Here is a 24,976-nt window from a genome sequence, read left to right as displayed (position 1 = left end):
GGATAGGTTGGGCGTATGGCCAGCCACACGGATTCCACGGACCCGAACGCCACGCCGACGCCCGCCACGCAGGCCGGACGGGAGGGGCTGGACGCGCTTCTCTCCCGGCCGGGGAAGGCACTGATCGGGCTCGACTTCGACGGGACGCTCGCGCCGATCGTGGCCGACCCCGAGCAGGCCCGCGCGCACCCGGACGCGGTCGCCGCGCTCGCCGCGCTCGCGCCGAAGGTGGCCGCGGTCGCGGTCGTCACGGGGCGGCCGGCGGGGGTCGCGGTCCGGCACGGGGGCTTCGCGGGCGTCCCCGGCCTGGAGCACCTCGTCGTTCTCGGCCACTACGGCGCCGAGCGCTGGGACGCCGTCACCGGCACGGTCAGCGCGCCGGCCCCGCACCCCGGTGTCGCCACCGCCCGCGCGGAGCTGCCGGGACTGCTCGACCGGGTCGGCGCGTGGCAGGGCACCTGGATCGAGGAGAAGGGCGGCCGTGCGGTGGCGGTCCACACCCGCCGGGCCGCCGACCCGCAGGCCGCGTTCGAGGCCCTGCGTGAGCCGCTCGCCGGGCTGGCCGCCCGGCACGGACTCGTCGTCGAGCCCGGCCGCATGGTCCTTGAGCTGCGTCCGCCCGGCATGGACAAGGGCGTCGCCCTGATGGAGTACGCCCGCGAGATCGGCGCCGAGTCCGTCCTCTACGCCGGCGACGACCTGGGCGACCTGCCCGCCTACACCGCCGTCGACAAGCTCCGCACCACCGGCACCCCGGGCCTGCTGGTGTGCAGCGGCAGCGACGAGGTCGTCGAGCTGAGGAGGCGCGCGGACGTGGTGGTCGACGGGCCGACGGGGGTCGTACGGCTGCTGCGGGCGCTGGCGGGGCGGATGCCCTGACGGGTTTCTCTCCCCCGCCGCCCTTCCCTTCCTGGGGCGGTGAAGGGCGGCGGGGCGCTCAGCGTTCCGTGCGGCGGGTCTCCCGGATGCGGCGCAGGCGGTTGACCGTGACCGGGTCGTGGGCGAGGGCCCGGGGGTCGTCGAGGAGGGCGTTGAGGAGTTGGTAGTAGCGGACGGGGGCCAGACCCAGCTCCTCGCGGATCGCGCGTTCCTTGAGGCCGGGGCCCGGGAAGCCGCGGCGTTCCAGCGCGAGGATGTCCTGTTCGCGGCGGGCCAGCCGGCCGGCCCCGTGCCCCTCGTCCCCCGTGCTCATGCCCCGCAGACTACTCCGCGTTCTCCGCGCGCGTCGCCGTCGCCTGGAGTCCGCCGAGGACGCCGGCGGGGCTGCCGTCGGGGGCGACCGCCTTGCCGATCTGCTTCTTGACCGCCGCGTTGACCGTCGCCCAGGAGGTGTTGCCGACCGGGTAGAGCTCGGAGGTCGCCAGCTGGTCGAGGAAGGGCTCGAGGTCCTTGTCCTGGCCGGACGCGGCCATCGCCCGGGACGCGGAGGTGGTGACCGGCAGCAGGTTGTACTCGTGGGAGAAGTCGAGCACGTTCTCCTCGCTGTAGACGAAGTCGAGGAATTCGCCGACCTGGTCGCGGTGGCCGTTCTCCTTGAAGGCCATCATCCAGTCGGCGACGCCGAGCGTGGCCCGGCTCTCGCCGTCGACGCCCGGCGTCGGCACCATGCCGAACTCCACGCCCTTCTCCTTCGCCGTCTCCATCAGCGAGGGGTGTCCGTTGAGCATGCCGACGTCCCCGGCGGCGAACGCCGCGAACGCGTCGGCCCGGTCGAGTTCGCCGGGCGCGACGGGACCGGTCAGGCCCTTGCCGACCAGCTCGTCCTTCAGCCAGGCGAAGGTCTCGACGTTCTGCGCGGAGTCGATGCTGTACGTGCCCATGATGTCGGTGTAGCCGCCGTCGCCGCTGAGCAGCCACTGCATGGTCTCGGCCTGCGCCTCCTCCGGGCCGAGCGGCAGCGCGTACGGGTACTTCACGCCCTCCGCCTTGAGCGCCTCGGCGGCCGCGGCGAGCTCGTCCCAGGTCCGCGGCGGGGTGATGCCGGCCTCGGTGAACAGCTTCTTGTTGTAGAACAGCACGCGCGTGGAGGAGGCGAACGGCAGACCGTACTGCACGCTGTTGACCTCGCCCGCGGTGGCCAGCTGGGAGAGGAAGTCCGCCTGGACGGGGATGGAGAGCAGGTCGCCGGCCTTGTAGAGCCTGCCCTCGGCCGCGTAGTCGGCGTACGCGCCGATCTGCGCGATGTCCGGCGGGTCGCCCGCGTCGACCATCTCCTTGACCTCGCGGTCGACGTCGTTCCAGGAGTGGACGCTGACGTCGATCTTCACATCGGGGTGTTCGGACTCGTACCGCTCGACCAGGTCGGCCCAGTACTTCTTGGAGCTGTTGGCCGCGCTGTCGCCGTAGTCGGCGGCGACCAGCTTCAAGGTCACGTCGGAGGATCCGCCGCCGAACCCGCATCCGCCGAGGACTCCCGTCAGTCCCAGTGCGGACACCATCGCGATCGTCCTTGTCCTGACCCGCCGCTGCACGTGCCTTACCCCTGCCCCGGCGCTTCCGCGCCGTCCGAAAACATTTCGATAATCGGAATAAGGTCTACACCACGCGAGTGGACTAGACCTCTTGAGGGTAGCCGGTCCACACTGTCCCCCGTGAGACATGTCATCGCCCTCGATGTGGGCGGCACCGGGATGAAGGCCGCCCTGGTCGGGGCCGACGGCGAACTGCTGCACCGGTCCCGCCGGGCCACCGGTCGCGGACGCGGCCCGGACGCGGTCGTCGCGGACATCCTCGACCTCGCGGCCGAACTGCGCGCCCACGGCGTACGGCGGTACGGCGAACCCGCGTCCGCCGCCGGCGTCGCCGTCCCCGGGATCGTCGACGAGACGGAGGGCGTCGCCGTCTACGCGGCCAACCTCGGCTGGCGCGACGTCCCGCTGCGCGCGCTGCTCACCGAGCGCCTCGGCGGCGTCCCCGTCGCCCTCGGCCACGACGTGCGCACCGGCGGTCTCGCCGAGGGCCGTATCGGGGCGGGCCGGGGCGCCGACCGCTTCCTGTTCGTGGCGCTGGGCACCGGCATCGCGGGCGCCATCGGCATCGACGGCCGGGTGGAGGCGGGCGCGCACGGCTTCGCGGGCGAGATCGGCCACATCGTCGTACGCCCCGGGGGTGCCCCCTGTCCGTGCGGGCAGCACGGCTGTCTGGAGCGGTTCGCGTCCGCCGCCGCGGTGAGCGAGGCATGGGCCACGGCCTGCGGCGATCCCGGCGCGGACGCCGCGGACTGCGCGAAGGCCGTCGAGTCCGGGGACGTACGGGCCCGCCAGGTGTGGCAGGAGGCGGTGGACGCGCTCGCCGACGGGCTGGTCACCGCGCTCACCCTGCTGGACCCCCGGACACTGATCATCGGTGGCGGCCTCGCCGAGGCGGGGGAAACCTTGTTCACACCGCTGCGGGAGGCCGTCCGGCGGCGGGTCACCTTCCAGAAGCTGCCGCCCCTGGTCCCCGCGGCCCTCGGGGACACCGCCGGATGCCTGGGCGCGGGACTCCTCGCCCGGGATCTGATCGACACCACTGACCCCTCGGAGGTAACCACCTGATGGCCCCCACCAAGGTTCTCGCCGGTGCCCGGGTGGTACTGCCCACCGGGACCGTGGACGACGGCCGCGTGAACGTCGAGGGCACGCGGATCGCGGCCGCCGCGCCCGGGAACGCCGAGACGGTCGACCTGAGCGGCCACTGGGTGGTCCCCGGCTTCGTCGACCTCCACAACCACGGCGGCGGCGGGGCCTCCTTCGCCGGCGGCACCGCCGAGGACGTCCTGAAGGGCGTGCACACCCACCGGCTGCACGGCACCACCACGGTGGTCGCCTCCGCCGTCACCGGTGACCTGGACTTCCTCGCCCGGCACGCCGGAATGCTCGCCGAGCTGGCCCAGCAGGGGGACATCGCCGGCATCCACTTCGAGGGGCCGTTCATCTCCCCCTGCCGCAAGGGCGCGCACGACGAGGGACTGCTGCGCGACCCCGACCCGGCCGAGGTCCGCAAGCTGCTGGACGCGGCGCACGGGCACGCGAGGATGATGACGCTGGCCACCGAGCTGCCGGGCGGTCTGGACTCCGTACGGCTGCTCGCCGAGCACGGGGTGATCGCGGCGGTCGGGCACACGGACGCCACGTACGAGCAGACGCTCCGTGCCATCGACGCGGGCGCGACCGTCGCCACCCACCTGTTCAACGCGATGCCGCCGCTCGGCCACCGCGCCCCGGGTCCGATCACCGCCCTCCTGGAGGACGAGCGGGTCACCGTCGAGCTGATCAACGACGGCACCCATCTGCATCCGGCAACGCTCCAGCTGGCCTTCCACCACGCGGGCGCGGCCCGGGTCGCCTTCATCACCGACGCGATGGACGCGGCCGGCTTCGGCGACGGCCGCTACATGCTGGGCCCGATGGAGGTCGAGGTCGCGGACGGGGTGGCCCGGCTGGTGGAGGGCGGCTCGATCGCCGGCTCCACGCTCACCCTGGACCGCGCCTTCAAGCGGGCGGTGACGGTGGACGGGCTGCCCGTCGAGGACGTCGTACGGGCGATCTCCGCCAACCCTGCCCGGCTGCTCGGCCTGGACGGCCGGATCGGCTCCCTGGAGCCCGGCAAGGACGCCGACCTGGTCGTTCTGGACGCGGACTTCACCCTCAAGGGCGTCATGCGCCGGGGGGAATGGGTGGTCGATCCCCGACTGGGCTGATCCGTCCCGCCGTCATCGGACGGTGGCCGGTCCGAGGGGTGGGCCGACCGCCGTCCGTTTGGCATGATCGTGACCACGGAACGCACGGCAGGCGCAGGTACGAAGGGGGAGGTCGGCCCGGTGATCCTCACGGTCACGCTGAACACCGCTCTCGACATCACCCACCGTGTACCGTCCCTGCGGCCGGGGACCTCCCACCGGGTCGCCGAGGTGACGGAACGCCCCGGCGGCAAGGGCGTCAACGTGGCGCGGGTGCTCGCGGCCCTCGGCCACGAGGTGACGGTCACCGGCTTCGCGGGCGGCACGACGGGCCGGATCCTGCGGGACCGGCTCACCGGGGTCCCGCACCTGACGGACGCGCTGGTCCCGGTCTCCGGCACCACCCGGCGCACCGTCGCGGTCGTCGACGAGCGCTCCGGCACCACCACCCAGCTCAACGAGCCCGGCCCGGCGATCACCCACGCCGAGTGGTCCGCCTTCCAGGAGGTGTACGAGGATCTGCTGACCACCGCCTCGGCGGTGGCCCTGTGCGGCAGCCTGCCCCCGGGCGTCCCGGTGGGCGCGTACGCGGGCCTGATCCGCACGGCACGCGCGGCCGGAGTGCCGACCCTCCTCGACACCAGCGGGGCGGCCCTGCGCCGCGGGGTCGCCGGGCGGCCCGACATCCTCAAGCCGAACGCCGAGGAGCTGGCCGAACTCACCGGTTCCCACGAGCCGCTGCGCGCCACCCAGGAGGCCCGTCGGCGTGGCGCGGGCGCGGTGGTCGCCTCCCTGGGCCCGGAGGGCCTGCTCGCGGTGACTCCCGAGGGCCGCTGGCGCGCGGCCCCTCCGCGGCGGCTGCGCGGCAACCCGACCGGCGCCGGCGACTCGGTCGTCGCGGGCCTGCTCTCCGCCCTGGCCGAACGCCGTCCCTGGCCCGACCGCCTCGTCCGGGCGGTGGCCCTGTCGACGGCGACGGTCCTGTCCGCGACGGCCGGCGACTTCGACCGGGCGGTCTACGAGGAGCTGCTGGCCGGGATCACGGTGACCGGGGAAGCGAACGCGGCGTAGGGCAGGTCACTTCTTGACCTGGCCCTCCTTGAGCCACAGCTGGTCCAGCAGGACGTTGCACTTGTCGCCGTCGGCACAGGAGACCGAGATGGTGTTGGCGCCCTTGTTGAGGGTGGGCCAGGCGAAGGTCTGGGTCCAGCCCTTGGAGAAGTCGCCGTCCTTGGCGCGGGCGAAGTTGTCCATGTTGAGCTTGGAACCGAACTCCTTGCCGTTGACGGTGAGCGTCATCGACTGGGGGTCGTCGGTGGTGCTGTAGCGCACGAAGACGGTGTAGGCACCGTCCTCGGGGACGTCGTTGACGGTCCAGGTGACCGAGTTGCCCGGCTGGTTGAGGTTGGCCACGTAGACGCCGCCGTCGGACTGCGCGCCCTCGACGTCCGACGCGAGGGCGGCCGTACCGCCCAGCCGCATCGCCTTCGCGTCGACGGTGGGCAGCTCCGTCTTCTCCTCGTTCGCGCTCTTGCTCGCCGACGGGGTCGGTTCGTCGCTGTTCTGGACCTGGGTCGAGGTGGAGTCCGCCTGGTTGCCGCCGCTGTCCTCGTCGTCGCCGCCGATCACGGCCACGCCGATGCCGATCACGACCACGGCGACCACCGCGATCGCGCCGATGAGCAGACCCTTGGTGTTCGGACCGCCGCCCCGGCCGCCCCCGCCGCCGCGCGACATCTGGTGCGACTGAACGGTGGTGGCGCCGCCGGGCAGCGTCTCCGGGGCGGCGTAGTGGGGGGCGTTCGGCTGGCCGTAGGCACCCTGCTGCTGCGGTGCCTGCGGGGCGGGACCGGGCTGGCCGTACTGGCGGGTCCCGACCGGCCGCACCCGGTTGACCGAGTTCGGGTAGCCATAACCTCCGGACGGCGGCTGGGCCCCGTTGGCCTGCCCGTCGGCGTAGAGGTAGCCGAACGGGTCGTCGTCCTCCGGCGTGCTCGCGCCGTTGTTGCCGGCCGTCATCCCTTGGTGCTCCTAGCTGCGGATCGGGTGCGGTACGAGTGGTGGAGAAAGCGAGCCTACCTGCTTCCCATGGCCCGAACGGGTGACCCAGACCGCATCAAACCACTGACCTGCGGTTCATCCCGCACGTCGATGCTGTTTGGGACGAGATCGTTTCTCGACGTACATCCGCTCGTCGGCGGACTTCAGCACTTCGTCCGCCGTCATCCCGCAGTGCGCCCACCCGATGCCGAAGCTGACCCCGACCCGCACGGCCCGTCCCTCGGCCCGGATGGGCTGGATGATCTCGTTGCGCAGCCGTACGGCGAGGTCCTGGGCGTCGGCCCGGCCGAGCCCGTCGGCGAGGATCACGAACTCGTCGCCGCCGAGCCGGGCGACGGTGTCACCGTCGCGGACGCCGTTGCCGAGCCGGCGGGCGACCTCGATGAGCACCGCGTCACCCGCGTTGTGCCCGAACCGGTCGTTGATCGACTTGAAGCCGTCGAGGTCGCAGAAGAGCACCGCGAGTCCCTTGGCGCCGTCGTCGAACTCCGCGGCGGGCGCGACGGTGTGCACGTGGTGGTCATAGCCGTCGTAGTCCCCGTGCCCCTCCGTGCCCGGCGGGAAGTCGAAGTCGTGCCCCCGGTCGAAGGCGGGCGGGCCGTAGGCGGCGCCGAAGGAGTCCACGGAGTCGAAGGACTCGAAGGGTTCCATGGAGTCGACGGCGGCGGGCAGCGCGCTCCCCGGCGGCTGCCGGCACAGCCGGGCGGACAGCCGCGCCCGCAGCTCGGCGGAGTTCGGCAGCCCGGTGAGCGAGTCGTGGGAGGCGCGGTGGGCGAGCTGGAGCTCGCGGCGCTTGCGTTCCTCTATGTCCTCGACATGGGTGAGGAGGAAGCGAGGGCCGTCGGCGGCGTCGGCGACGACCGAGTTGCGCAGGGACACCCAGACGAAGGTGCCGTCACGGCGGCCCAGGCGCAGCTCGGCCCGGCCGCCCTCGGCGGAGGTGCGCAGCAGGGTGCCTATGTCCTCGGGGTGGACCAGGTCGGAGAAGGAGTAGCGGCGCATCGCGGAGGCGGGGCGGCCGAGGAGGCGGCACAGGGCGTCGTTGGTGCGCAGGATCCTGCCGTGCTGGTCGCCGCCCATCTCGGCGATGGCCATGCCTGAGGGGGCGTACTCGAAGGCCTGCCGGAAGCTCTCCTCGCTGGCCCGCAGCGCCTGCTGGTCGCGCTCCAGGCGGACCAGGGCGCGCTGCATGTTGGCACGCAGACGCGCGTTGCTGATCGCGATGGCGGCCTGGAAGGCGTACATCTGCAGGGCCTCGCGGCCCCAGGCGCCGGGCCGGCGGCCGTTGCGCGGGCGGTCCACGGAGAGGACGCCGACCAGTTCCCCGGAGGTGCCGCCGCCCTGCGGGCCGGGGGCGTACATCGGGGCGAAGAGCCGGTCGGAGGGGTGCCACTCGTCCTCGAAGCGGGGCGCGGGCCCGTCGGTGTACCACTGCGGGACGTCGTCGTCGTCGAGGACCCAGCCCTCGGTGTGCGGTATGAAGATCAGGTCGCCCCAGCGTTCGCCCATGTGGAGGCGGCGGTCCCAGGACTCGCGGGAACCGGTCCGGCCGGTGATGAGGGCCTCGGCGGCGGAGTTCCCGGCCAGGGCGGCGACGACCAGGTCGCCGTCGGGGCGTACGAGATTGACGCACGCCAGCTCGTACCCGAGGGCGCCCACGACGCCGTCGGCGACCGTCTGCAGCGTGTCCGCCAGGCTGCGGGCCGTGTTCATGTCGGCCATGGCTTGGTGGAGTTGTCGCAGCGACGCAAGACGGACGTAGGGTTCCGACTCGGTCTCCATCCTCGCCCTCCCCCCGAGACCTCGCAGCGAATCAAGGGTTGTCTTCGGCGTATCGTCCCAGCAGCTTCCCCGCCACTGAATCACAGCGCGCTGCCCACTCGGTACACAGGGTCAACAATTCTTGCCCCTTGTGACTCAAGTCACAGGTAAACGTGAACAATTGCGTGTTCTTTCCGCGGTTTTCCCGTGTGTTTGACGAACGCAGTTTTTGCGGTGTTTGTGTATGACCCGTGCCCGACTCGGACGTTGGTCCTAGGTCCCGGATCGGGCCGGGGTCCGATGCGGTGCCCGTGGAGCGGAGATTAGCGTTTCCGGCGTGCCGAACACTTCCGCCCCGTCCACGATCACCGTTCCGTCCGCCGCCCGGCATGCTGAGGGGGTGAGCAACGACGAGTTCCGAGCCGCCATGTCCCGGCTGGCCGCCGGCGTGGTCCTGGTGACCGCGCAGGAGCCACCGCTGGACCCGGACGACCCCGCGGCGCCGGCCGGCGAGGACGTCGGCATGACGGCCACCGCGTTCCTGTCGGTCTCCCTGGACCCGCCGCTGGTGCTGGTCAGCCTGCGCAACGGCTCCCGCATGGACGAACTCCTCGACGAGCAGCCCCTGTGGGCGGTGTCCGTGCTCTCCGGGAGCCAGCGGCACGTCGCGGGCCGCTTCGCGATGAAGGGCCGGGTCAGCGACCGCCTGCTCTTCGCGGACATCCCGTACCTGCGCGGCGAGCACAGCGGGGCGCTGCTGGTGGGCGGCGCGCTGGCGACCCTGGAGTGCCGCACCGAGCAGCGGGTGCCGGCCGGGGACCACACGCTGGTGATCGGCCGCGTCCTGACGGCCCGGGTGCCGAGCGCGGAGGGCGGCCCGCTGACGTATTTCCGGGGCCGTTACCGGCAGTTGGGCTGAACGCTTTGCGCGCGTAGCCGAAATCCCTTTTGTGGGCCGGGATTCCCGTGCTTAGGGTGCCCGGATGACGACGACCACCGCTCTTCGCCTCGAAGAGATCACGCCGAAGAACCTCAAGGCCGCCCTCGGCATACGGGTCCGCCCCGACCAGGAATTCGCCGTCGCGCCGGTGGTGAACTCCCTCGCCGAGGCGTACGTCCATCCGGACTCCGCCTGGCCCCGCCTGATCGTGGACGGCGACCGCGCGGTCGGCTTCCTGATGGCCTTCCTCGACATCGACTGGCGCGAGGACGGCGGCAGCGTCATCCGCTCCGGCCTGTGGCGGCTGAACATCGCGGAGGAGGAGCAGGGCAAGGGGTACGGCCGGTTCGCCGTGGAGTCGGTGGCCGAGGAACTCCGCCGCCGGGGCACCAAGGAGTTCTACGTCACCTGGGAGCCCGGCGACAACGGTCCCGAGGGCTTCTACCTGGGCCTGGGCTTCCACAAGAACGGGGAGGTCGTCGAGGGCGAAACGGTGGGCGTACTGGAGCTGGACTGAACACGTCCGGTGGACGCGCCCCGACAGGGACGCGGGAAACCGCGCGACCAGCCACGACGGCCCCGCAGGGACACCGACACCCGGGTCGGGCCACACCTGGGGGACCACACCTCGGGGGGCGGGGCCACATCCCCCGGGAGGCGGGACCACACCCCCGGGGGAGCCGGGCCCTCCGGAGGGCCGGGGCCACACCCCAAAAGGAGCCGAGGCCCCCGGAGGGTTGGGGCCACACCCCAGAGGGAGCCGAGGCCCCCGGAGGGCCGGGGCCCCCGGAGGGCCGGGGCCCCCGGAGGGCCGGGGCCACGCCCCAGAGGGAGCCGGGGTCACCCCCAGTCCCGCGCGGAGCGCCCCCGCTTCGTCTCGGCACGCTGCTTCTTCTCCCGCAACCGCCGCTCATTGATCCCGCGCGGAATACGAGTCGGCCTGCGCTGCTTCGGCGGAGGCGCGGTCGCCTCCGCGAGCAGCGCCGCGAGGCGCACCGCCGCGGTCTCGCGGTTGCGCCACTGCGAGCGGTGCTCCGAAGCGCGAACGGTGATCACACCGCCGGTCAGCCGCCCGGCCAGCCGCTCGAGCGCCCGCTCCTTCCACACCTCGGGCAGCGCCTCGGTGCGGGCGAGGTCGAAACGCAGTTCGACCTGGGAGTCGCTGGTGTTCACATGCTGTCCACCGGGCCCGGACGACCGCGAGAAACGCCACATGAGCTCGGCCTCGGGCAGGAAGACGGAGCCGCGGATGACATGGGGACCGGACATGCCCTACAGGTTCCCGCCTCCGACAGGGCCACGTCATCCGAATATCCGGATCCCGGGTAAAGAAAGTAAAGAGACCTGGAACCTCTTGCACCCCTCTCCGCGTTCAAGGTGGTAGCTGTAGCTTCTAGCCGTACGTAAACGAGGGAAGGGACTCCCAACAATGGCTGTAAGCCTGTCCAAGGGTGGCAACGTCTCGCTCACCAAGGAGGCTCCGGGCCTGACCGCCGTCACCGTGGGCCTCGGCTGGGACGTCCGCACCACCACCGGCACGGACTTCGACCTCGACGCCTCGGCGATCGCGGTCAACACGCAGGGCAAGGTCTACTCGGACGGCCACTTCGTGTTCTTCAACAACAAGCAGACCCCGGACAACACCATCGTCCACACCGGTGACAACCGCACCGGTGAGGGCGCCGGCGACGACGAGGCGATCAACGTCAACCTGGCCGCGCTCCCGGCCGACATCGAGAAGATCGTCTTCCCGGTGTCGATCTACGACGCCGAGAACCGCAGCCAGAACTTCGGCCAGGTGCGCAACGCCTACATCCGCATCATCAACCAGGCCGGCGGCGCCGAGATCGCCCGCTACGACCTGTCGGAGGACGCGGCCACCGAGACCGCCATGGTCTTCGGCGAGCTGTACCGCAACGGCGCGGAGTGGAAGTTCCGCGCGGTCGGCCAGGGCTACGCCTCGGGCCTCGTGGGCATCGCCCAGGACTTCGGCGTGAGCGTCTGACGGACGCCCCGCTTCCGTACCGGAGCCCCCGGCCCGGCTTCCCGCCCGGTCCGGGGGCTCCGGCACGCGGTCAAGGACGTTCCGGCCGCCCCGTCCCGTACAGCCAGTCCTCCCAGATCCCGGCGAAGTCCTTCTCCGGGGCCGACTCCTCCACATACGACGTGAAGTCGCCGGTGTCCGCGTTGCCGTGGCGGTGCTCCTGCGCCCAGCCCCGGAGCAGGGCCGGGAAGGCGTCGTCACCGACCGTCTGCCGGACCTTGTGCAGGACCATCGCGCCCCGCCAGTACACGGGAGTGGCGGAGATGTGCGCCGCGTCCGGCGGCTCGGCGGGCGGGAAGGACCAGAGCGCCTCGTTCGTCTCCGCGTCCGGGAAGTACCCCCCGGCGTACAGCGCGTCGAACGTCTGCCGTGCCGTGTCGCCGCCGTGCTCCTCCTGCCACAGCCACTGCGCGTAGGTCGCGAAGCCCTCGTTGAGCCACATGTCCCGCCAGCTCCTCGGGGTGACCGAGTTGCCGTACCACTGGTGGGCGATCTCGTGGACCAGCAGCGCGGTGTCGGGGGCGCCGGGGAAGACGGGCCGGTTCTGGGTCTCCAGGGCGTACCCGGCGTCCTCGGGACGCTCGACGATCGCGCCCGCGGAGGAGAAGGGGTACGGGCCGAAGGTCCGCTCCGCCCATGCCAGCACCTCCGGAATCCGTGCCAGGGGCGCACGGCCCGCCTCCGCCTGCTCCGGATCGACGGCCGTGTGCACGGGCAGCCCGCCGGCGGTCGCCGTGCGGCGGACGTCGTACCTGCCGATGGCCAACGTCGCGAGATAGCTCGCCATCGGCTCGCCGGTGCGCCAGCGGTACGTCGTACGGCTCCCCTTCCGCTCCTCACCGGCCGGCTCCCCGTTGGACACCACCCGCAACTCCTTCGGCACGGTCACCGCAAGGGCGTACGTCGCCTTGTCGGAGGGGTGGTGATTGCCCGGGAACCACGTCATCGACCCCACCGGCTCCCCCAGCGCCAGCGCCCCGTCGGCGGTACGCAGCCAGCCCTCCTCGGAACCGTCCGGGTCGGTGAGGGCCACCGGGGCGCCGGCATAGCGGACGGTCACCCGGAAGGTGCCGTCCACCGCCTCGCGCGGGCGGACGGTCAGCTCCTGCCCCGCCCGGCTCCAGCGGGCGGTCACGCCGTCGACGGTGACCTCCTCGACGTCGAGGCCCTCGAGGTCGAGATTCAGCGCGGAGAGGTCCTTCGACGCCCGGGCCGTGATCGTCGCGGTGCCGGTGAGATGGTGCGCGCGGGGGTCGTAGGCGAGGTCGAGGGCGTAGTGGCCGACGTCGTAACCACCGTTACCGGCCTTCGGGAAGTACGGGTCACCCACACCGGAACCGCCGGCGAAGTCCTCGGCCCCACCTCCGCAGCCGGCCCCGGACACCACGAGCAGGACGGCGGCGACGCTGCGGAAACAGGGGCGGTGGAGGCGCACCCCAGGATCCTATGAGGGCCGGTGTGCCACGGCGTGACACCATCACCCCCGTGCTCGACATCGGCTACGCCCTCTCCAACCGCTTCCCCGACCCCCCGCAGACCGACTACCGCCGCGCGGACGTCCACGCCCTGCGGCACGACCTGTTCTGCGGGGACGTCTATCTCGCCGACACCGAGTCGGACCGTGAGCTGTCCACGGCCTGGGGATGGGTGCCGGTGCTCGACTTCGCGTGGGCGCTGTGCGACATCGTGGAGCGTGTCGACCGGGACCCGGCCGGCTCCCGCGCCTCCCGCCCCCAGCACGCGGAACTGGACTTCACCGAGTCCACCGACCGCCTGCTCTTCGAACGCCGCTTCGGCTGGGTGGACATCGAGGCGGAATGGCTGCCGGCCGCCGAACCCCCGCTGACCTTCTCCCACACCGAACTCCGTCGCGAGGCCCGCGACTTCCTCCACGACCTCCTCGCCGACCTGACCGACCTCCACGAGGACCTCGGCGAGAACCCGGCCGTCTGGTCCCTCCAGGCCCGCTATCCCCGGGTGAGGTGACGCCCCCTCACCCCTCCACCCTGATCCCCAGCTCCCCCGCCAGCACCGGCGCCAGGTCCAGCAGCTGGGCCGCGCTGATCACCGCCCCCGACAGACGGTCCACGCCGCGCGCGATCTCCAGGGAAGCGGCACCGCGCAGGTCCACGTCCGTGAGGGTCGCGCCGGTGAGGTCCACGCCCTTCAGCGCGCAGTCCACGAACTCCACGCGCTCCAGCCGGGCACCGCCGAAGTCCGGCTCGACCAGGACACAGCCCTCGAAGACGACGTCCTTGAGCCGGGCCGAGCGCAGGTTCAGAAAGTCGATCTTCCCGCCCCGGACCAGCACCCGCTCCAGCGCCGCCCCGTGCAACTGCGTCCCGCCGAGACGCGCGTCGGTCAGCTCGACGTCGCGCAGGGTCGCCTCGGCCAGCTCGGTGCCCACGCCCCGCACACCGGCGAGCACCGAGTCCAGCACCCGCGCCCGCGGCAACCGCGCCCCGTCCAACGCGCACCCCGTCAGCGCGCAGTCCATGAAGCGCGCCCCCGCCCCGTCCTGCCCGGTGAAGTCCGCATCCCGGAACTCCAGCCCGTCGTAGTCCCCGTCCGGCTCCAGCCCACCCCCCTCGTACCGCTCCAGCGCGGGCAACCGCAGCTCGGGGCGCCGCGCCCTCTTCACTCCCGTACCGCCCACCGCTCTCCTCGCCATGGCCCCATGTTGAACCCCACCACTGACAATCCACCTGACCTGCGAAAACCCGGCGCATGTCACATTCGCGCACCCCCGCTCCGTCCTCTGTGCAAAGCCGGAAGGCGACCCCGACCGAGGGAGACCCCCAGCCATGCACCGCATCACCGTCATCGGCGGCGGCTTCGCCGGACTCACCGCGGCCATCACCGCCGCGGAGGCGGGCGCCAAGGTCACCGTCCACGAAGCCCACCACACCCTGGGCGGCCGGGCCCGCACCACCGAGGGCCCCTACCGGACGAACGACGGACCGCACGCCCTCTACAACGGCGGCCCGCACTGGACCTGGCTCCGACAGCACGGCCTCATCGGACCCCTCGCCCCGCTCCCGCCCCTGGAGGCGGCCCGGCTGCGGCTGCGCCACCGGGGCACCCTGCGCCGCACCCCGCCCTTCGCCATGCTGAAACTGCTGCGCCGCGGTGCCGCCGAGGCGCCCGTCGACACCGACTTCCTCACCTGGGCCACCGGGATCGCCGGCGAGGAGGGCGCGCGGGCCGCCGCCCACTACGCCGCGGTCGCGCTGTTCCACCACGACCCCGGCTCCCTGTCCGCCGCGTTCGTGCAGGAACGCCTGCGCCGCGCCACCAGACTGCCCCCGGAGGCCCACTACCCGCGCGGCGGCTGGGGCGGACTCATCGACCGGATGGCCGCCCGCGCGTGGAACCTGGGCGTGCGGATGGAAACCCTCTCCCGCGTCCACACCCTGCCCACCGACACCCCGGTCGTCGTCGCCACCTCGCTCGACTCCGCCCGCCGCCTCCTCGGCGACCCCACGCTGACCTGGCCGAGCGGCCGCACCGTCCTGGTCGACCTCGCCGTACGCACCCGGCGCGGTGACGCGTTCGCCGTGTCCGACCTCGACGCGCCCGGCTGGCTGGAGCGGTTCACCGCCCAGGACCGCACCCTCGCCCCCACCGGCGAGCAGCTGGTACAGGGCCAGATCCCCATCGGCCCCCGCGAGTCCAAGGCGGACGGCGCCGCCCGCGCGGAGGGACTGCTGGACCTGGCCTTCCAGGGCTGGCGGGAGCGGGTCACCTGGCGGCGGGACGCGGTGGCGAACGGCCGTACCGGCGCCGTCGACCCGCCCGGCACCGGCTGGCGCGACCGGCCCGCCGTCGACCGCGGCGACGGGGTCTACCTCGCCGGTGACCAGGTCGCCGCCCCCGGCGTGCTCTCCGAGGTCTCCTTCAACAGCGCCCTGACGGCCGTCTCCCTCGCCCTCGGCCGGAACACGCTTGACCTCAAGCATGCTTGAGGTCGAAGAGTGGGAGCCGTAGCAGCAACACACCCGGCGACCCGATCCCCTGGGGGAATCCCACATGCACGCCATCCGTCTGCACGCCTTCGGCCCGGCCGAGAACCTCACCTACGAGGAGACCGAGGACCCGCGGCCGGGCCCGGGCCAGGTCCGTATCGCCGTCCGCGCGGCCGGTGTCCACCTCCTGGACACGGCCCTGCGGGAGGGCGGGCAGGGCCCCGCCCCGGCCCCGGCCGCCCTGCCGACCATCCCCGGCCGTGAGATCGCCGGAGTGGTCGACACGCTGGGCGAGGGCGCCCCCGAGGACCTGCTCGGCCGCCGCGTGGTGGCCCACCTCGGCTTCGTCCCCGGCGGCTACGCGGAACTGGCCGTCACCGACGCCGACCGCCTCCACGAGATCCCCGAGCGCCTGGACTTCGCCGGGGCCGTCGCCATGATCGGCACGGGCCGTACGGCGATGGGGATCGTGCAGTTCGCCGAACCGGGCCCCCAAGACGTGGTCCTCGTCCCGGCCGCGGCCGGCGGCATCGGCACCCTCCTCGTGCAGTACGCCAAGAACGCCGGCGCCACCGTCATCGGCCTGGCCGGCGGCCCCGCGAAGACCGCCCGAGTGGCAGCCGACGGCGCCGACCTCGCCGTCGACTACACGGACCCTCACTGGCCCGAACGGCTCGACGCCCACCGGGGCAAGGTCACCGTCGTGTACGACGGCGTGGGCGGGGACGTCGCCCGCGCGGCGGTCGCCCTGCTCGCCCCCGACGGCCGCCACATCGTGTTCGGCTGGTCCTCCCAGGGCATCGGCAGCGACAGTCCGTACATCGTCGAGGGCCTCTCGACCAACGTCCTCGGCCCCGGGATGATGCGCAGGGCCGGCGGCCCCAACCCCATCAGAACCCTCGAACTGCGCGCCCTCGCGGAGGCCGGCGAGGGCAGGCTCACCCCCTCCGTACACCGCTTCCCGCTCGCGGAGGCCGCCGCGGCCCACCGGGCCCTGGAGAACAGGGGCACGACCGGAAAGGTCGTCCTGGAGCCGTAGCGGGCGCCGCTACTGTACGAGAGATGATCGACGTACCCGCAGAACTCGCCGCCGCCCAGGAGAAGTACAACAAGGAGGCCGGCCGCGCCTTCATCGCCGCCCTGCCCGACCTCACCGCCGCCTTCCTGGACCGCTGGGAGCTACGCGTCACCGGGGCGCCCATGCACGGCGTGAGCGCCCTGGTCCTCCCCGTCGACCGCGCGGACGGCACACCGGCGGTACTGAAGCTCCAGATCCGCGACCACGAGAGCGAGGGCGAACCGATCGCCCTGCGCCTGTGGAACGGCGACGGCGCGGTCCGCCTGCTCGACCACGACGATCCCACCGGCACCATGCTCCTGGAACGCCTCGACGCCACCCGGATGCTCTCGCACCAGGAGGACGTCCACGAGACCGTCCTGGTGATCGCCCGCCTCCTCGCCCACCTCCACACCACCCCGGCCCCCGACGGCATGCGCCGCCTCGGCGACATCGTCCGGACCATGCTGGAGCGGACCCCCCGCGCCCTGGACCACATCCCGGACCCGTCCGCCCGCCGCCTCGTCGCCGACTGCGCGGCCGCCGTGCGCGAGGTCGCCGACGAACCCGGCGACCGCCTGCTCCACTGGGACCTGCACTACGACAACGTCCTCGCCGCCGACCGCGCCCCCTGGCTCGCCATCGACCCCAAACCACTCGCCGGCGACCCCGGCTTCGACCTCTGGCCCGCCCTGGACAACCGCTTCGACGCCGACGACATCACCTGGCGCTTCGACGCCATGACCGACGTCCTCGGCCTGGACCGCGCGCGTGCGCGCGCGTGGACGTACGGACGGCTGCTGCAGAACTGCCTGTGGGAGATCGAGGACGGCCGCCCCTGGACGAGGCGGACCTGGAGACCGCCCGCCGCCTGCGCGGCCGTACGGCATGAGAAATCCCAGGCCGGAGAAGGTCCGACCTGGGATTCCGCCAGAGCCCCCTGTCGGATTCGAACCGACGACCTACTCATTACAGGGGTCGGCTGGTTCCTGCCGGGACTTCCGCCGTATATCCCCTCTCGTCCAGAACCGCCTGGTCAGAGAGGTTCAGTTTGATGTCCGATCCAGATCTGGGCGCGGCATCCCACTACATCCGCTCACGCATCCAGCCGCATACGGGACCAACAGCCACCGGGTGAAGCTGCGGCGCGGCGCCTCGGTGCTGCGCGCTGGAACGCTTCGAGCACCTCGGCGCCACCGACACCACGGACACCGTCCGCAAGCACTACCGCGGCCACGACCGAGGGCTCCTCATCACCGACGAGCAGGCGAATGCCCACCGCCGGGGGAGGGCCGACCGACCAGATCCCCGACGCGTTCCCGTCTGCCCCTGGAACCTCGCCGGTACCGCGTCGGCCACGGCAGTTCCGGCAACGGCACCCGCCACACCTTCGGCGGTCCGACGGACGCCGCTTTCCGGCCGGTCCCCTTCCTGGAGGCCGGCCACAAGGCCACCTGGCCCTGGACTGGCCGACCGCACGGCCCCGATTCACGTCATCCGAACCGGGGCCGTGCGGACCCGGCTACCGGACGGCGGCGTCCTGCAGTGCGATCCGCCGGCAGAGTTCCTCCAGACGGGTGCGCGACGTGGCCAGCAGCTCGTCGTCGTGGATCTCCTCCGCGGCGACCGTGGTGAGAAGCGCGGCCGTGTCCACCTCGTAGACGTCCAACGCCGCGCCGTACCGGTCCACCTCGTCCGCGGAGATCCCGTACCCCTTGCAGAACGACTCCGTCAGCAGGCCGTAGGAGCGGATCCGGGCCAGTTCGAAGAGCGGATCGCCGACGATCGCGTTCGCCACGTCGATGACGGCGGCGATCCGGCCCTCGTGCACGCACACGTTGGTGGCACGCAGATCGAGGTGCAGCAGGGACACGGCGTGGGCGCTCCTGCCCTGCGCCACCTCGGCGGCCCGACGCAGCACGGCGGGCGTGGCGAGGGGAGCGCAGTACCGGGCAGCGGCGTCGAGCCGGTCGCCGAGGCGCCCCACCACGTAGTCGGCCCACGACACGCCGAGCCGCAGCTCCGCCGCTCCGGGTTCGATGGTGTGGATGTGGTGCGCGTACTGCCCGAGCTGCCACTGCAGCTCCTCCGTCAACTCGGCGTCCGGCTCGTGCTCGACGTACTCGCAGAGCATCCACGAGACGCCGTCCGGGTGCGACCGCTCGCGCCAGGCGAGGACGGCGGGCACGGGGACGCCGCGTTCCGCCATCAGACCGAGGACGACCGTCTCCTTCGCCATGATCCGTCCGAAGTCGACCACTCCCTCATACGTGGTGTCGAGGGTCTCGTGCCGGGGCGAGCGAACCACGCCGGCGATCTCGTCGCCCTGCCACGCGAGGTCGGCCCAGAAGTCCACCCCGCTCCGCCAGGGTCGCACCTCAAGCCGGCTGTCGTCCGTCACGGCGCGGAGCTCGTGCTCCAGAAGCGACGTCCTCTTCTCAGCGCTCATCGAACCACTCGCTCCTGCGGGTATGTCATCCGGTCCTGCCAGTACTCGTCCGTGAGGGAGTACACCAGCTCGACGGCGTCACGTCCGGCGGCGGCCTCCGCCTCACTCAGCCAGGTCTTCTCCGCGGTGTTCTGGTCACGGTCGCCGAAGGTCTCGGCGGGCAGGCCGAGGTCACCGCGTTCGTTCCCGAAGTGCGTGGCGAGCCAGTTCACGTTGACCGCGGGAATGATGTCGACGTATTCCCGGACCCATTCGACCGTACCGTGGTAGTCGTCTCCCGGGATACCCATGATCAAGTTGGGGACGAGATACAGACCGAGCTCCCGCACCCGGTCGCACGCCTCCCTGAGGTGTCGCATCCGGAAAGGCTTGCGCAGGTACTTCAGCAAGTCGTCGTTGGCTGTCTCGACTCCGAACTCGACGTATCTCACGCCCAGTTCCACGCACTCCTTCAGGAAGTCGCCCCGCACCGCGAAGGACGGCGGCATCTGGACGATGAAACCTTCGAAATCAGGGTTGACCGTCTCGAAGCGCTTGCGCAGGTTGCCGATCTCGCGCCAGTTCTTCGCGTCACCGAACGACTTGTCGTCGAGGAAGACCAGCCGGAAGTCGAGCGGTTCGAGAGCGTCCACCTCGCTCTCCAACGTCATCGGGTCCGTGGGCACTACCTTCGTGGGCACCGTGCAGAACTTGCAGCGCAGTGAGCAGCCGCTGCTCAGGCTGTACCTCGGTATGCATTCCAGACCCCTGAACAGCCGGTAGTCCAGGATGCCCCTGTCGCGGGCGCCGGGCAGGGTGGCGGGCAGGTCCTCGACGTTGTGCAGGAAGTGGACGTCGGGGAACTCCTCGAACAGGGCCGGGTCGACGTACCCGCCGACGACGAAGGTCGCACCGGTCCGCGCCAAGTGGAGCAGCGCCTCGATGTTGGCATCCATGGCCGAGAAGAAGAAGACGGAGTCCGACTTCCCCCGCTGCACCTGCTCGAAGGCGTCGTCGAGGTTCTCGACGACCAGTAGCTCCTTGGCGAAGCGCTCGTCCGGCAGCATGGAGCTGACAATGGGGATCCAATAGGGGATCTCCATGAAGTGCCGCGGCATGTGGTAGCCGCGCATCCGCCCGTAGGAGCGGCGGTAGTAGTCGCGCATAGTGCTGTCGGAGGTGAGCAGTAGATCACTGAACTGCACCAGGACCGCCCGGACCGGTCCCCCCTGCGTGCCGGGAATCCGAATGCGTCGCTCCAGCTTCGGCGTCGGTACGAAGATGATGACATCCCCTTTGCATTTCGATGCGATACCTACACGTGCGGTCTCCGTTTCACAGCGGCAGAAGGCCCCTCACCTCTGCCAGCGAGCCGATGCGGTGCCCCGAGTAGTCGCCGTGCAGCCCTTCCCGGTCCACGAGGACTCCATAGAGTCCCGCATTGCGCGCTCCGCCCATGTCCGAATAGACCGAGTCCCCGACGTAGCAGGTGCTTGCCGGACTCGTACGAATGGCGCCCACCGCTTCGTGGAAGATCCTGGGGTCCGGCTTGCAGACACCGAAGCGGTAGGAGGTGACCACCGTGGTGAACACCTGCTCCAGTCCGGTGGTCCGGAGGATGTCCACGAGCAGGTCGTCGAAGTTGGAGACGATCCCGATGGGTACGCGGGCCGCCACCAGATCGGCGAGGAGGCCGGTCACTTCGTCGAAGACCCGGTAGTTGCCCGGGGCCAGGACGGCGGTGACGGCACGCTCGGCGGCTCGACGTCGCATGACCTCGGCCATGCCCGGGTCCGCGGTGCCGATAATCTGCTCCGCGAAGTGCGTCCACGCCCTCGCGCGGCTCGTATGGTCCGGCTGGTCGTCGGGCCATCCGGTCGTCGAGCCGACGTGGTCGAGCGCCCGCTTCAGCCGCTCGGGGCGGCACGTGCCCCCGAAGTGGGCGACGGCTTCCCCCAGAACCTGCGGCAGCGGTGTCGCCAGGTCGAACAGCGTCCCCGCGGCATCGAAGAGCACCCCCTCGATCACCGGCCTGCCCGTTGCGGAAGCTCCCAGCGCAGTTCCGTTCACTTCCTCACCCCCCTGTGTTCCATCGCCGCGCTGATCTCCCCGGCTTCCAGTCTTGTCCGGACCTCGGCGGCGTCCGCGAAGGCACGGTGCAGCTCCGGATCAGCGGCGCGCAGGTACGTGGTCAGCCGCGTCAGGCGACATCCCCTGGAGACCTTGGCCCGGTAAGTCGAGTCCCCGTAGTGGATCTGCATTCCCCCGAGCCGCGCCGCCCGGGAGACGAGTTCGTAGTAGGCCAGGTTGAAGTAGCCGGCCGTGCCCTCACGGGCGAAGGCGCCCAGCCTCGGCACAATCCGGCGGGTGGCGCGGTCCTCGTAGAAGCCCACGAACCCAATGGCACCGGCCTCGGAATCCGCACGCAGGACGTTGAGACCCGGGATCGCGGCCGCGCGGGCGAACCGGTCGCGCACCGATACGGCGTGCGCCGCATGGCCGTACCGGCGGTAGCGGGCGAGCTGCAGGTCCACAAGGTCGGCGGTCAGGCCGTCTGGGCCGTGCACGCTCACCACCGGCTCCTCCGCCAGGAACCGGGACCGCTCCTTGCGCAGCACCTTGCGCCGATGCGAGTGGAAGCTGCCGAAGTACTCCTCCAGGTCGGAGTAGTGCGCGTCGAGGACGGCGTCGGCTCCCACCTCCACGGCCACGTATCCGCGCTCGGCGAGGACACCGCGCAGAGCGCCGTCATCCACGCCCTCGCCGACGTGGCCGAACTCGACCACGGGCAGGCCCTTCGCGTCGGCCAGCTCCTCCACGCCCGCGACAAGCTCCCGGAGTTCGCGATGCCGCTGCGATGCGGACAGGTGCGGGGGGACGGTCACACCGGACAGCACACAGCCAGGAGTGACGACGGCGAGCGCGTCCGTCTCCGCTGCCGGCACGCGGCTTCTGAGGTCGGCCAACGCCGTCCCGGCGGCTTGCCGTTCGTCATCCCGGGTGAGACGCCCGATGAGCCCGACCACCGGTTCGCCGACGAGGACGTCCCACGGGGCGTAGGTCCGGTGCGCCGCCGTGTGGGGGATGCGGTAGCACGAGGCCAGTACGCCCCCGGCCCCCCCGCGGCCGGTGACGACGTAGTACTGGGACGCGCTGACCCGGCCCTCCTCTGCCTCCAGCCAGGGCACCGACCTCCGGATGTCCCCCGTGAACCACCGCTCCGCGCCGTCCACCGCCGCCACGTCGCGGATGCGCGTGAACAGCTCCGTGCGCGTCAACTTCCCTCCCGAGCCATACCGGTTGCTCCCCCGGCCACACCAGTGGGCGCCTTCGCAGGGTCGGAGGCCAGGTACTCCGCCACCCGGAACTCTCGCACCCGCCGGTCGGAGAGCAGCGCCGCGACGGACACAGCGGTCCAGACGGCCGCTCCCCACAGCAGCGGCAGCGGTCCTACCACGCCGGCGAGCAGCGGGGCCAGTACATACCCGAGCGGCAGGAAGGCGAACGAGCCCATCGAGGCCATCGCCCCGACCTTGGACAACTGCTCGGACGGCACGGTCTGCTGGACCACCGTGTTGACCAGCACCCCGTAGGCCCCGATCGCCGCGCCCGCCAGCACCTGGGACGCGCAGAGCGGAGCGAGCCCGGCTCCGGCGGCCAGGAGCAGCGGCGGCAGCCCGATAGCCAGCAGCCCCATAGCTCCGGCGAGTATGGGCCGGGAGAGCCGTGCCCTGCCGCTGACGAGACTTCCGAGCACCTCGCCCCCGGCGAAGAAGAGCATCAGCAGTGCCCACCCGTTGGGTGACATCCGCTGCACCAACTGGGGCCCGAGCACCAGGAACGGCGCGCTGACCAGCAGCAGGATCAGACTGTCGACAACCGTCATCCGCAGCAGCCACGGCAGTCGGCGCAGGGCCCGCCAGCCGTCCCGGAGTGCCGCCACCCCGCCCTCCGTGCGCTCGGTCGGCCTGCCGCGCGGCAGGCCGACCAGCAACAGAGCGCTGAGGAGGAAGGAAGCGCCATCGATGGCGAGCGCGAGCGCGGGGTCACCCAAAGCCGCGAGCACGGCCGCCACGGCTGGCCCCAGCAGCGCCGCAGAACCGGTCCACGCTCCGATCAGGGCGTTCGCCCCGCCCAGTTGACCCGCGTCGACGCAGTGCGGGAGGTACCCGAACGTCGCCGGGTACCCCAGCGCTACCGCCACCCCGTACAGCGCCTGGCAGGCGAGTGCCCACCACAAACTGCCGTCGCCGATCAGCACCGCAGCGGTCAGCAGCTGGGTGACGCCGCAGACGAGCGACGACGCGATCATGAGCGGCAGCTTGGCGAATCGGTCGGCGGCCACCCCGCCGAACAGGAGCAGCAGCACCTTCGGCACCAGCGCGGCGGCAAGCATGCCGCCCAGCCACGTCGGCGAGACGCCCCGCTGGGTCAGACTCAGTGCGAGGGCCGTGGGCACCACACCATCGCCCAGCAGCGACACGGCGCGGCTGGCGAAGAAGCGGCGGAAGCGTGGCGCCGCGAGGAGCCTGCGGAAGGAGAGCTTTCCCTCAGCGGTCACCCCGCTCACGGTTCAGCCGCCCCGGACGACGGCCGGTCGAGCGGTACGCCGACGCCGTCCGGCACCGGGTCCGGCAGGTTCCGTGCCCTGCGCAGCAGGCCCTCCCGCGCCTGGTGGCGCACCGCGCCCTCAGCGGCGAGCGCAACCGTCCACAGCGGCTCCAGGCGCGCACCACGCCGCACCTTCGCCTCGGACGTGCCGATCCCCAGGTTGACGGCCGGTGCCGCGAGGCGCTGGGCGAGGCGCAGCGGTTCATAGAACATGAGGCTGAAGTAGCAGCGTCCCGTCTCGGGCAGGGACTCGTCGACGCCGATCAGCCGGGCCCACAGCACGTCTGCGTAGTGGAAGACAACGTGGCAGCCGACGAGCCTGCCGTCGAACTCCGCGAGGATCGCGTAGGCACCGGGCACTTCTGTGCACCTGCCCAGGTAGCGGGCGAAGTCCGCGCTGGGCCGGTCGTAGGCGGGGTCGTACTTCTTCTCGTGCAGAACGAGCACCTCGGCCATGTCCGCGTGCGGCGCCGCGTCCAGCGGAACCGTGCGGAACGACAGCCCCGCGCCGCGGACCTTCCGCAGGTCCCCCTTGACCTGCTCTCGTCGGCTGCGGGGGAGCGCCGCGAGGTAGGCGTCGAAGCCTCCGCTCGGTACGTCGAGCCAGGACTCCCAGGCGATCAGACCCGCAGGGTGCCCCAGCGCAGCAAGTTCCGCGGCGGTCTCACCCGGCAGATAGGGCAGGAGCACCGCACCCTCCGGTGCGAGGTCGAGCAGCCGTGCGGCCACAGCTGAGGGCGGCATGGTGGGCGCGCCACCGCGGATCTCGTTGTGGTAGCCGGTGCGGGGCCCCGCCACGACGCACGACGTGGCAGGCAGGGCGCGGTCCAGGAGGTAGTCCGGGTGGTACCGGTGCGAGTGGACGGCAGGACCGTCGGTGAGCGCGGTGAACGTCGTCGCGCCCCCCGCGCCGTCCTCGATGAGGAGGTAGCGGTAGTCGTGTCCGTGGTCGTCCAGTAACGCGAACCAGTCGTCGCTGCTGTACAGACTCCGCGCGGGAACGCCTACGACCTCCCCCTTCACCTCTGCGAACGAACGCTTGAGATGCATGACAGTCCTGCCCCACCCCGGCCCCGGCGACGCTCACACACCTGACCAGCGGCAACCGGCTCCCTCCAAGTCGCCGCGGCGGTACGGAGTGCACACGCATCAACGTATGTTACGCACCAGTCTAGTTGCAGCCGACGTCGGCCTGTCAACGCTTTTGGGTGCCCGACAACGGGCCTGAACGATGGTGACGAATGACCCCGGTCTCTCGCCCCGAGAGAGCACGTCACGGCGGCAAACACCTCCTCGACCGGTTCGACTCGCAGATCGGCAGCACGACCGGTGAGGACCGAGGGCTTCGTGGGGCGGCCGGGTGTGGTTGCGGGGACGGAGGGCTGACGTGGCGGGGCGGGGGCGGGGCTTGGGGTCCGGATGAAACCGGTGCGGGTGGTACGTCGGCGG

At 71.7% G+C, this 24,976-nt stretch carries 23 protein-coding genes and 1 pseudogene; 11 read left to right on the top strand and 13 right to left on the bottom strand.

Annotated features, from left to right (window positions below; genetic code table 11):
• Positions 1-15 precede the first annotated feature (15 nt).
• Positions 16-879: a trehalose-phosphatase gene (gene otsB, locus ACH4VX_RS29165; protein WP_398371488.1), complete on the top strand. Its 864-nt coding sequence runs from the start codon at positions 16-18 to the stop codon at positions 877-879.
• A gap of 58 nt (positions 880-937) precedes the next feature.
• Here the strand turns inward: otsB and ACH4VX_RS29160 are convergent, their stop codons facing one another.
• Complete coding sequence (locus ACH4VX_RS29160) at positions 938-1,192, bottom strand: DUF3263 domain-containing protein (RefSeq protein ID WP_398371486.1); 255 nt, start codon at positions 1,190-1,192, stop codon at positions 938-940.
• Positions 1,193-1,202: 10 nt separating this feature from the next.
• Positions 1,203-2,438, bottom strand: coding sequence for an extracellular solute-binding protein (locus tag ACH4VX_RS29155; protein WP_398371484.1), 1,236 nt, complete (start codon positions 2,436-2,438; stop codon positions 1,203-1,205).
• Positions 2,439-2,591: 153 nt separating this feature from the next.
• Between ACH4VX_RS29155 and ACH4VX_RS29150 the strand changes: the two genes are divergently transcribed.
• From ACH4VX_RS29150 to ACH4VX_RS29140, 3 genes are all read left to right on the top strand, one after another.
• Positions 2,592-3,536, top strand: coding sequence for an ROK family protein (locus tag ACH4VX_RS29150; protein WP_398371483.1), 945 nt, complete (start codon positions 2,592-2,594; stop codon positions 3,534-3,536).
• On the top strand, positions 3,536-4,681 hold the full coding sequence (gene nagA / locus ACH4VX_RS29145; protein ID WP_398371482.1) for an N-acetylglucosamine-6-phosphate deacetylase: 1,146 nt from the start codon (positions 3,536-3,538) through the stop codon (positions 4,679-4,681). The genes ACH4VX_RS29150 and nagA overlap by 1 nt, the downstream gene beginning before the upstream one ends.
• Positions 4,682-4,801: 120 nt before the next feature.
• Complete coding sequence (locus ACH4VX_RS29140) at positions 4,802-5,731, top strand: 1-phosphofructokinase family hexose kinase (protein WP_398371520.1); 930 nt, start codon at positions 4,802-4,804, stop codon at positions 5,729-5,731.
• A 6-nt stretch (positions 5,732-5,737) separates the two neighbouring features.
• Here the strand turns inward: ACH4VX_RS29140 and ACH4VX_RS29135 are convergent, their stop codons facing one another.
• Positions 5,738-6,679: a carbohydrate-binding protein gene (locus tag ACH4VX_RS29135; RefSeq protein WP_398371481.1), complete on the bottom strand. Its 942-nt coding sequence runs from the start codon at positions 6,677-6,679 to the stop codon at positions 5,738-5,740.
• A gap of 117 nt (positions 6,680-6,796) precedes the next feature.
• Positions 6,797-8,503: a diguanylate cyclase CdgB gene (gene cdgB / locus ACH4VX_RS29130; RefSeq protein WP_398371480.1), complete on the bottom strand. Its 1,707-nt coding sequence runs from the start codon at positions 8,501-8,503 to the stop codon at positions 6,797-6,799.
• A gap of 316 nt (positions 8,504-8,819) precedes the next feature.
• Here cdgB and ACH4VX_RS29125 point away from each other — a divergent pair, with 316 nt between their 5' ends.
• Both ACH4VX_RS29125 and ACH4VX_RS29120 read left to right on the top strand, forming a co-directional pair.
• The gene (locus ACH4VX_RS29125; protein ID WP_398371478.1) at positions 8,820-9,401 is read left to right on the top strand and encodes a flavin reductase family protein; all 582 of its coding nucleotides are present in this window, start codon (positions 8,820-8,822) and stop codon (positions 9,399-9,401) included.
• Between the two features lie 64 nt (positions 9,402-9,465).
• The gene (locus ACH4VX_RS29120; protein ID WP_398371477.1) at positions 9,466-9,939 is read left to right on the top strand and encodes a GNAT family N-acetyltransferase; all 474 of its coding nucleotides are present in this window, start codon (positions 9,466-9,468) and stop codon (positions 9,937-9,939) included.
• 323 nt (positions 9,940-10,262) lie between these two features.
• Here the strand turns inward: ACH4VX_RS29120 and arfB are convergent, their stop codons facing one another.
• Complete coding sequence (gene arfB / locus ACH4VX_RS29115; protein ID WP_398371475.1) at positions 10,263-10,691, bottom strand: alternative ribosome rescue aminoacyl-tRNA hydrolase ArfB; 429 nt, start codon at positions 10,689-10,691, stop codon at positions 10,263-10,265.
• Positions 10,692-10,851: 160 nt separating this feature from the next.
• Between arfB and ACH4VX_RS29110 the strand changes: the two genes are divergently transcribed.
• Positions 10,852-11,427: a TerD family protein gene (locus ACH4VX_RS29110; protein ID WP_398371474.1), complete on the top strand. Its 576-nt coding sequence runs from the start codon at positions 10,852-10,854 to the stop codon at positions 11,425-11,427.
• 70 nt (positions 11,428-11,497) lie between these two features.
• Here ACH4VX_RS29110 and ACH4VX_RS29105 read toward each other — a convergent pair whose 3' ends face one another.
• A complete protein-coding gene (locus ACH4VX_RS29105) occupies positions 11,498-12,901 on the bottom strand; it encodes a M1 family metallopeptidase (RefSeq protein ID WP_398371472.1) in 1,404 nt (467 codons plus the stop codon).
• Positions 12,902-12,951: 50 nt separating this feature from the next.
• Here ACH4VX_RS29105 and ACH4VX_RS29100 point away from each other — a divergent pair, with 50 nt between their 5' ends.
• On the top strand, positions 12,952-13,452 hold the full coding sequence (locus tag ACH4VX_RS29100; RefSeq protein ID WP_398371518.1) for a hypothetical protein: 501 nt from the start codon (positions 12,952-12,954) through the stop codon (positions 13,450-13,452).
• Between the two features lie 7 nt (positions 13,453-13,459).
• On the opposite strand, the gene ACH4VX_RS29095 is transcribed toward ACH4VX_RS29100, so the two are convergent.
• Positions 13,460-14,137, bottom strand: coding sequence for a pentapeptide repeat-containing protein (locus tag ACH4VX_RS29095; RefSeq protein ID WP_398371470.1), 678 nt, complete (start codon positions 14,135-14,137; stop codon positions 13,460-13,462).
• A 133-nt stretch (positions 14,138-14,270) separates the two neighbouring features.
• On the opposite strand from ACH4VX_RS29095, the gene ACH4VX_RS29090 reads away from it, so the two are divergent.
• From ACH4VX_RS29090 to ACH4VX_RS29080, 3 genes and pseudogenes are all read left to right on the top strand, one after another.
• Positions 14,271-15,431 carry an FAD-dependent oxidoreductase gene (locus ACH4VX_RS29090; RefSeq protein ID WP_398371468.1) on the top strand — a complete coding sequence of 387 codons (1,161 nt, stop codon included), beginning with the start codon at positions 14,271-14,273 and terminating at the stop codon, positions 15,429-15,431.
• 64 nt (positions 15,432-15,495) lie between these two features.
• Positions 15,496-16,470, top strand: coding sequence for a zinc-binding dehydrogenase (locus ACH4VX_RS29085; protein ID WP_398371466.1), 975 nt, complete (start codon positions 15,496-15,498; stop codon positions 16,468-16,470).
• Between the two features lie 23 nt (positions 16,471-16,493).
• Positions 16,494-17,321, top strand: a pseudogene (locus ACH4VX_RS29080) (aminoglycoside phosphotransferase family protein); the annotation flags it as partial.
• A 689-nt stretch (positions 17,322-18,010) separates the two neighbouring features.
• Here ACH4VX_RS29080 and ACH4VX_RS29075 read toward each other — a convergent pair.
• The 6 genes from ACH4VX_RS29075 to ACH4VX_RS29050 form a co-directional block, all read right to left on the bottom strand.
• Positions 18,011-18,937 carry a phosphotransferase family protein gene (locus tag ACH4VX_RS29075; protein WP_398371464.1) on the bottom strand — a complete coding sequence of 309 codons (927 nt, stop codon included), beginning with the start codon at positions 18,935-18,937 and terminating at the stop codon, positions 18,011-18,013.
• Positions 18,934-20,121, bottom strand: a complete 1,188-nt coding sequence (locus ACH4VX_RS29070; protein WP_398371462.1) for a radical SAM protein — start codon at positions 20,119-20,121, stop codon at positions 18,934-18,936. Before ACH4VX_RS29070 ends, ACH4VX_RS29075 begins: the two co-directional genes overlap by 4 nt.
• Before the next feature lie 130 nt (positions 20,122-20,251).
• Positions 20,252-20,986, bottom strand: a complete 735-nt coding sequence (locus tag ACH4VX_RS29065) for an HAD family hydrolase (protein WP_398371460.1) — start codon at positions 20,984-20,986, stop codon at positions 20,252-20,254.
• Positions 20,983-22,194 (bottom strand): hypothetical protein, encoded by a 1,212-nt coding sequence (locus ACH4VX_RS29060; RefSeq protein ID WP_398371458.1) that lies wholly within the window; start codon positions 22,192-22,194, stop codon positions 20,983-20,985. Before ACH4VX_RS29060 ends, ACH4VX_RS29065 begins: the two co-directional genes overlap by 4 nt.
• Positions 22,191-23,477: an MFS transporter gene (locus ACH4VX_RS29055; protein ID WP_398371456.1), complete on the bottom strand. Its 1,287-nt coding sequence runs from the start codon at positions 23,475-23,477 to the stop codon at positions 22,191-22,193. Before ACH4VX_RS29055 ends, ACH4VX_RS29060 begins: the two co-directional genes overlap by 4 nt.
• Positions 23,478-23,482: 5 nt before the next feature.
• Positions 23,483-24,577, bottom strand: a complete 1,095-nt coding sequence (locus ACH4VX_RS29050; protein WP_398371454.1) for a GNAT family N-acetyltransferase — start codon at positions 24,575-24,577, stop codon at positions 23,483-23,485.
• Positions 24,578-24,976: the final 399 nt, after the last annotated feature.

The organism is Streptomyces sp. NPDC020731, from assembly GCF_044334705.1.
Lineage (GTDB): Bacteria > Actinomycetota > Actinomycetes > Streptomycetales > Streptomycetaceae > Streptomyces.
This window is presented reverse-complemented; position numbering and strand designations above follow the sequence as displayed.

Excerpts from the sequence above, each read along its gene's own strand:
- otsB (WP_398371488.1), top strand. The coding sequence starts at position 16 with ATGGCCAGCCACACGGATTCCACGGACCCGAACGCCACGCCGACGCCC.
- ACH4VX_RS29160 (WP_398371486.1), bottom strand. The coding sequence starts at position 1,192 with ATGAGCACGGGGGACGAGGGGCACGGGGCCGGCCGGCTGGCCCGCCGC.
- ACH4VX_RS29155 (WP_398371484.1), bottom strand. The coding sequence starts at position 2,438 with ATGGTGTCCGCACTGGGACTGACGGGAGTCCTCGGCGGATGCGGGTTC.
- nagA (WP_398371482.1), top strand. The coding sequence starts at position 3,536 with ATGGCCCCCACCAAGGTTCTCGCCGGTGCCCGGGTGGTACTGCCCACC.
- ACH4VX_RS29135 (WP_398371481.1), bottom strand. The coding sequence starts at position 6,679 with ATGACGGCCGGCAACAACGGCGCGAGCACGCCGGAGGACGACGACCCG.
- cdgB (WP_398371480.1), bottom strand. The coding sequence starts at position 8,503 with ATGGAGACCGAGTCGGAACCCTACGTCCGTCTTGCGTCGCTGCGACAA.
- ACH4VX_RS29120 (WP_398371477.1), top strand. The coding sequence starts at position 9,466 with ATGACGACGACCACCGCTCTTCGCCTCGAAGAGATCACGCCGAAGAAC.
- arfB (WP_398371475.1), bottom strand. The coding sequence starts at position 10,691 with ATGTCCGGTCCCCATGTCATCCGCGGCTCCGTCTTCCTGCCCGAGGCC.
- ACH4VX_RS29110 (WP_398371474.1), top strand. The coding sequence starts at position 10,852 with ATGGCTGTAAGCCTGTCCAAGGGTGGCAACGTCTCGCTCACCAAGGAG.
- ACH4VX_RS29095 (WP_398371470.1), bottom strand. The coding sequence starts at position 14,137 with ATGGCGAGGAGAGCGGTGGGCGGTACGGGAGTGAAGAGGGCGCGGCGC.
- ACH4VX_RS29090 (WP_398371468.1), top strand. The coding sequence starts at position 14,271 with ATGCACCGCATCACCGTCATCGGCGGCGGCTTCGCCGGACTCACCGCG.
- ACH4VX_RS29085 (WP_398371466.1), top strand. The coding sequence starts at position 15,496 with ATGCACGCCATCCGTCTGCACGCCTTCGGCCCGGCCGAGAACCTCACC.
- ACH4VX_RS29075 (WP_398371464.1), bottom strand. The coding sequence starts at position 18,937 with ATGAGCGCTGAGAAGAGGACGTCGCTTCTGGAGCACGAGCTCCGCGCC.
- ACH4VX_RS29050 (WP_398371454.1), bottom strand. The coding sequence starts at position 24,577 with ATGCATCTCAAGCGTTCGTTCGCAGAGGTGAAGGGGGAGGTCGTAGGC.